Source organism: Micromonospora sp. NPDC048830, assembly GCF_043198215.1.
Classification (GTDB): domain Bacteria; phylum Actinomycetota; class Actinomycetes; order Mycobacteriales; family Micromonosporaceae; genus Micromonospora.
Genome location: NZ_JBICUP010000100.1, coordinates 1 through 5,788 on the forward strand (window position 1 = coordinate 1; position 5,788 = coordinate 5,788).

General features: G+C 70.2%; 7 protein-coding genes and 3 pseudogenes. 6 read left to right on the forward strand and 4 right to left on the reverse strand.

Going from position 1 to position 5,788, the window contains the following annotated elements:
• Positions 1-171 precede the first annotated feature (171 nt).
• Positions 172-999 (forward strand): DUF72 domain-containing protein, encoded by an 828-nt coding sequence (locus ACGFIZ_RS33900; RefSeq protein ID WP_393427350.1) that lies wholly within the window; start codon positions 172-174, stop codon positions 997-999.
• Between the two features lie 331 nt (positions 1,000-1,330).
• Positions 1,331-1,453: pseudogene (locus tag ACGFIZ_RS33905) on the forward strand (RICIN domain-containing protein); the annotation flags it as partial.
• A 2-nt stretch (positions 1,454-1,455) separates the two neighbouring features.
• On the opposite strand, the gene ACGFIZ_RS33910 reads toward ACGFIZ_RS33905, so the two are convergent.
• Positions 1,456-1,578, reverse strand: a complete 123-nt coding sequence (locus tag ACGFIZ_RS33910; protein WP_393427368.1) for a hypothetical protein — start codon at positions 1,576-1,578, stop codon at positions 1,456-1,458.
• Positions 1,579-1,628: 50 nt separating this feature from the next.
• On the opposite strand from ACGFIZ_RS33910, the pseudogene ACGFIZ_RS33915 reads away from it, so the two are divergent.
• Positions 1,629-1,793, forward strand: a pseudogene (locus tag ACGFIZ_RS33915) (IS701 family transposase); the annotation flags it as partial.
• A 368-nt stretch (positions 1,794-2,161) separates the two neighbouring features.
• Positions 2,162-3,046, forward strand: a complete 885-nt coding sequence (locus ACGFIZ_RS33920) for a universal stress protein (protein ID WP_393427359.1) — start codon at positions 2,162-2,164, stop codon at positions 3,044-3,046.
• Positions 3,047-3,112: 66 nt separating this feature from the next.
• Here ACGFIZ_RS33920 and ACGFIZ_RS33925 read toward each other — a convergent pair whose 3' ends face one another.
• Both ACGFIZ_RS33925 and ACGFIZ_RS33930 read right to left on the reverse strand, forming a co-directional pair.
• Entirely contained in the window at positions 3,113-4,000 is an 888-nt protein-coding gene (locus ACGFIZ_RS33925; RefSeq protein ID WP_393427362.1) for a TerC/Alx family metal homeostasis membrane protein, read from the reverse strand.
• Between the two features lie 467 nt (positions 4,001-4,467).
• Positions 4,468-4,782, reverse strand: a pseudogene (locus ACGFIZ_RS33930) (zinc ribbon domain-containing protein); the annotation flags it as partial.
• A 14-nt stretch (positions 4,783-4,796) separates the two neighbouring features.
• On the opposite strand from ACGFIZ_RS33930, the gene ACGFIZ_RS33935 reads away from it, so the two are divergent.
• Complete coding sequence (locus ACGFIZ_RS33935; protein ID WP_393427353.1) at positions 4,797-5,114, forward strand: hypothetical protein; 318 nt, start codon at positions 4,797-4,799, stop codon at positions 5,112-5,114.
• Positions 5,115-5,196: 82 nt separating this feature from the next.
• Complete coding sequence (locus tag ACGFIZ_RS33940; RefSeq protein ID WP_393427356.1) at positions 5,197-5,469, forward strand: hypothetical protein; 273 nt, start codon at positions 5,197-5,199, stop codon at positions 5,467-5,469.
• A gap of 29 nt (positions 5,470-5,498) precedes the next feature.
• On the opposite strand, the gene ACGFIZ_RS33945 is transcribed toward ACGFIZ_RS33940, so the two are convergent.
• Complete coding sequence (locus ACGFIZ_RS33945) at positions 5,499-5,759, reverse strand: hypothetical protein (protein ID WP_393427365.1); 261 nt, start codon at positions 5,757-5,759, stop codon at positions 5,499-5,501.
• Positions 5,760-5,788 lie beyond the last annotated feature (29 nt).

The window sequence follows — 5,788 nt, forward strand, 5'->3', positions numbered from 1 at the left end:
GGCGGCGAATGGGCTATCCCTGACCTGCTCCGCAGGGGTTCCGTTTCCTCCCCACGGCTAAAGCCGGGGGTTTCCACGGAAGACATTCGATGAACTCCGGTCACGCTGCTGCCCCAGGCGCGGCTCGTTCGTGGAGAGGTCGGAGTCATGCGTCTTCATGTGGGATGCGCGATGTGGGCCCACAGGCCCTGGCAGGGCCGCCTTCTGGCGCACCCGATCCCCGCCCACGAGCGCCTGCGGCACTACGCCGGCTGGTGCAACGCGGTCGAGGGGAACACCACCTTCTACGCCACCCCCGCCAGGGAGACCGTGGCGTCGTGGGCCCAGCAGACCGAGCCCGACTTCCGTTTCGTGATCAAGCTGCCGAAGCACATCACCCACGAGCGCCGCCTCACCGACATCGACGAGCCACTCCGGATCTTCCTGGACGCGATCGAGCCCCTCGGCCCGCGGGCCCACGCCCTCTGGATCCAGTTGCCCGGATCGTTCGGTCCCGCCGACATCCCCGCACTCGCCCACTTCCTACACCGGCTCCCCCAGTCCCACCGGTACGCCGTGGAGGTCCGCCATCCCGCGTTCTTCGACGACCCCCGCTCGGCGCGACTCCTGGAGGGCGTGCTCTCCGCCGTGGCCGCCGAGTGGATACCGTTCGACACCACCGCGTTTTTCCGGAGCCCGCCGACCAGCGACGCGGAACGCGACGCCTGGATCAAGAAGCCGCGCGTGCCGCGGCGCTCCGACGCGCTGACCGACCGGCCGATCGTCCGGTACCTCGGCCGCGACGACACCGCGCTGACCGTCGAGGGCTGGCAGCACTGGGTCGACGTCGTCGCCGGATGGCTGCGCGAGGGACGCTCGCCGACCGTGTTCGTCCACACCCCCGACAACGCCGACGCGCCGGTGCTCGCCCGCCGCTTCCACGACGAGGTACGGGCCCGCGTACCCGGAGTCGAGCCGCTGCCCGAGCCGATCCCGGCCGAGCCCCTGACCCTCTTCTGACGCCCCGATGCCTGTCCGGGAATCCACCGGACAGCACGGCTGCCCCGCACGCTGGCGGTACCGGTCGCCGCCGTTCGGCTACCCGACGAGGTGAGGAGCAGTCGTGGTCGGAAGAAGCGGAAAGCGCCACTTCGCGCGCGAAGAAGGTAGGACACCAACCATTCCGGGGCGCGCGGGCAAGCGCCGCCCGATGAGGAGGGCATTCGGCGCCCTTGCCACGGCGGTGGCACTGGTGGCCGCGTCGCTCACGGTGATCGCGCCCACGCCTGCGTACGCGGCCACCCCCATCGTGGAGATCGTGAACTACAACAGCGGGCTACGCGCCGATGTCATGTGGGCCTCCACCAGCCCGCTCACGGGCGTCTTCCTGTGGCCGAACAACTCCAGCCTCTCGCAGGAGTTCGAGATGCTCGACAGCGGAGGAGGATTCTTCCGCCTCAAGGCACGCTACTCCGGTCAGTTCCTGATGCTCGACTGGCGGGTGGGCACCCAGAACGGCACGCCGATCATCCAGGACCCGTACTGCGACGCCGGGTACCGCCCGGCCGAGTGGTACCGGCAGTACATCACGGCTGACACCCGTCGGTTGAAGGGGGAACCGGGCGGGCTCGACCGCGCGGGGCGGCTGACTCAAAACCGCCCTCGGACTGGACCACTTCGAAGGACGATCCTGGATCGGCTGGCACCGCCACGTCACCCTCACCGCAGCCACCCAACTGTTCCTCACCCAACTACGGCTGGCGCGCCCCGAAGCAGCGGGGCAGACAGTAACCCCGGCGAGGTCATCAACTTGACAGGGGCTTCGATCACCGCGACCCCACGCGTACCACGGTCCGGACGCCGAGGGCCAAATCCCGACCCTGCCCTGCCCACCGATGAGCGAGCGGCCCTGCCCCCACACTGCGGCGCGAACGGCATCACGATCCGCCAACCGCTGTGGCGGTCAGCCTCAGTTGGTGATAGCGGCGCTCCCGATCGAAGGACCTTCTGCCGAGCGGCGCCGTCGTCGCCGCTGCCAGCGGCATCATGGCGTCACAGGCTGGTGACCACCGCCAGTCCGTCGCGAGTTGGTCAGCGGGGGTGTGCAACGTGCAGGGTGTGGCTGTCGCGCCGGTGGATGTCGGCGCAGTGATGCCAGGTCCGGCGGAGCGTGTTTGAGACCATGACTAGTACCCAGGCAGCGGTCGTGGTCGGCGCCGACGGCTCTGACAGTGCACTCCGCGCCGTACGCTACGCCGCCCGGGAAGCCGCCCGGCGACACCGGCCCCTGCGCATCGTGCACGCCTTCATCTGGCCCCTGTTCCACGTGCCCCTCGGCCACCCCGACACCGGGCCGCCCGAGGCCGGCCTAAGCAACCAGGCCCAACACATCGCCGACCAAGCCGCTGACACCGCGACGACAGCAGAGCCTGGCATCGACGTCACCCGCGCCGTCGTTACCGGCACCCCCGCTCAGGTGCTCACCGCCGAGTCCCGCGCTGCCACCATGATCGTCGTCGGCGACCGCGGCCTCGGCGGCTTCACTGGCCTGCTCGTCGGGTCCGTCGCAGTCCAGACCACCACCCATGCCGCCTGCCCCGTCCTCGTCGTCAAAGGCGCCACCGATCGCACCGGCCCTGTTGTCGTCGGCGTCGACGGCTCCAGCCAACAGGCCATCGACTACGCCTTTGCCGCAGCAGCCTCGCGCCAGGCATCCCTGCGCGCCGTGCACGCCCGGCAACCAGGCGGTTACATCGGCGACGAGCGGCACCGCGATGCCGAACCTCGCATTCTCACCGAATCCCTAGCCGGACGCCCTTCGCGCTACCCGCACATTTCCATAGCACACCGCACCGTCCCCGGTCGGCCCGCTGCGGCGCTGCTCGACGCCGCGAGCGATGCCCAACTCCTCGTCGTCGGCGCCCGCGGACGCGGCGGTTTCACCGGCCTACTGCTCGGCTCCACCAGCCACGCCGTTCTCCACCACGCGCCCTGCCCCGTCGCCATCGTCCGGGGCCAAAAGGATGGTGTGAGTACGGGGGCACCACCCGCCATAGAAACCGGATAACTGCCCTAAACCGAACTGGTGGAAGAGCACAACGGGCCGTCTGCACGGGTTGCCCGGGCTCGCGAATCACCGACGGCCCGTGCGGCTACGCCTCGGCCGCGCGGCGAGCACGCTCCAGCCGATGGACACCGCCAGGGTGAGCACCACGACGGCGAGGGTGAACCAGACCGGCAGTTTTCCCACCGGCGTCTCGGCCAGGATCAGCTTCACCCCGGCGAAGGCGAGCAGCACCGCCAGCCCGTACCGCAGATAGCGGAAATGCCGCAGCAGGCCGGCCAGGCAGAAATAAAGGCTGCGTAGGCCCAGGACGGCGAACGCGGTCGCCGTCCAGACCAGGAACGTGTTGGTGGTGATGGCCAGGATCGCGGCCACCGAGTCGATCGCGAAGACCACGTCGGTCGCCTCGATCGCGACCAGGGCGACCACGAGCAGGGTGGCCTTGCGCCGGCTGTCGACACGGACGGTGAACCGGCCGTCGTGGTAGCGGGGATCTGTCGGGGCCAGCCGGCGGAACAGCCGGACTGCCAGGTTGCGGTCGGGGTCCACGTCGGGCTTGCCGCGTACGGCCAGCCGCCACCCCGTCCAGATGAGGAAGGCGCCCAGCGCCAACCCGGCCCAGGCCAGCCGGTCCAGCAGTTCCGCGCCGGCGAAGATGAAGAGCAGGCGGAACCCGAGCGCTCCGACCACGCCCCAGAAGAGCACCTTGTGCTGGTACTTGGCGGGCACCCGGAAGTAGCCGAACAGCAGCGCGAAGACGAAGACGTTGTCGACCGACAGGGCCTTCTCCAGCAGATAGCCGGAATAGTATGCGACCGCCGGCTCGCTGCCGCGCCAGAACCAGACCACGAGGCCGAAGGCGACGCCGGCGGCGATCCAGACGGCGCTCCAGGCCAACGCCTCTCGCAGCTCGATTACGTGGTGGTGACGGTGGGACAACACGTCCACCGCGAGCATGACGGCGATGACCGCGGCGACCGCCGCCCAGGCCCAGAGCGGCACCGCGAACGTCGCGTCGTCCACCCGGCGCCCTCCGCATCCACGACGGCGGCCCTCCCCACGCGCGGGCCGTACCGGTCCGCGTCGGTTCCGAGCCTAGGCGAGCGGCCCACGGCCGGACGTCGGTCGGCGGAAGTGCCCGTCGAAGGGGTCCAGCCAGACCTACGCCCTTCCGCACCGCCTTGCCCTGCACAGTCGGTTGCGGACCAGGAGCGCCGTCAACGACACCTCACCCCCGTCCCGGGCCTACCACCGAACTGGTTCGCCGCCGCCGTCAGGCTGACCACGGCCGCCACGCTCGCCGTGCTCGAAGCGCTCGGCTGCCAACGGCGCGACCTGCGCGGATAGCCCGGGGTGGTGGCCTCGTCGGCGAGGCGCGGCGCTGCCCGACGCTGCCCTAATAGACGTCCTCGTACCGTTACCTATCAGTGCGCTCTGGTGAGCATGTGATTGGTAGTCCTGCCTTGCGGTGGGACGGTCCCGGTCTGACCCGCTGGGGCGGTGCCGGGTTGACGTTTCACGGCCACCTGCCCCGCGAGCGGGGTCTTACGGTCGGCTCCACGTCCGTTTGGCGACTCCCGGCCACTCCGGGCGTCGACAGCCTCACCCGCGAGCGCGGCGAGGTTGCGTGCGGCGTTCAGATCCCGGTCCAGGACCAGGCCGCAGGTGGCGCAGGTGTAGGTACGCTCGGCCAGGGCCGGCTTGGTTCTCACCGCGCCGCAACCCGAGCAGGTCTTCGAGGACGGATACCAGCATGGAGATCGCCGGTGTCGAGATGGTCCTGCTGGACCCCGACGTCGCCGGCTGCGTCGCCGGCTGGCTCGAGAACGGCGGCCAACTCGACGCGCGGCGGCAGAACGTGATCGCCAACTACCTACCGAAATTCGATCTGGTCCTGCCGCTGCTCACCGGCCAGGAACTCGAGTACTACAGCCGACTTCGCAGCCTGGCTGTGCTGGTCCACAACGAGCAGAGCACGACAGACAACCCGCTGGCCGGCAAGGCTGGGCCGGCTCTCGAACAGGACGGCCCCGTCGGGTACTGCGGTGAGGTCCGCCCGCCCGGCTCGTGATCGGAGCGAGGGACTGCCCGCCTGCCAGACCACCGCCGCCGATTCCGGCGCGGCGGACACGGGCCGCACGGACAATGAACGGATGGGACGAGGGGCAAAGGTGCCACGCCCGGTCACCCGGGCCCGGGCGACGGGAGCAACAGCGACCGGGGCGGCGGCCGTGGGAGCCCGCGCGCTGGGAGCCACGGCGCTGGGGTGGGTGGCGGTGTCCGCGCTCGCCGCCGGCGCGGTCGCGGTCGGGGCGCTGGCGGTCGGCCGGCTGGCGATCCGCCGGGCGGTCATCGCGGACCTGCGTATCCGCCGGCTGGAGGTCGATGAACTGGTCGTCCGGACCCGTTCACCCGGCTACGACTGAGCCGCGAGCCGGGCGTCGCCGGCTGCCCCTCAGCGGTGATGAGGCCGATGTCGCTCAGTCCTTTGCCTCCTCGGCCTGCGGGAGCCGGTCGTGATCATCCGGCAGAAACGGCTGTGGCGGGCGGGCCAGCCGAGGAACCGGTCGAACATGTCCGCGGCGCCTCCCGTCACGCTCGGATTGAGCGTGTGCAGGTCGTCGATGGCCTCGTGAAGACAACCGGCCAGGTAGTTAACGATCCCCACGGATAAATCCGGGGGATTTTCCTCCGGGGCCAGGCCCTGGATTCCCAGCTCGGACCGCACCTGATCCACCGTCCCGG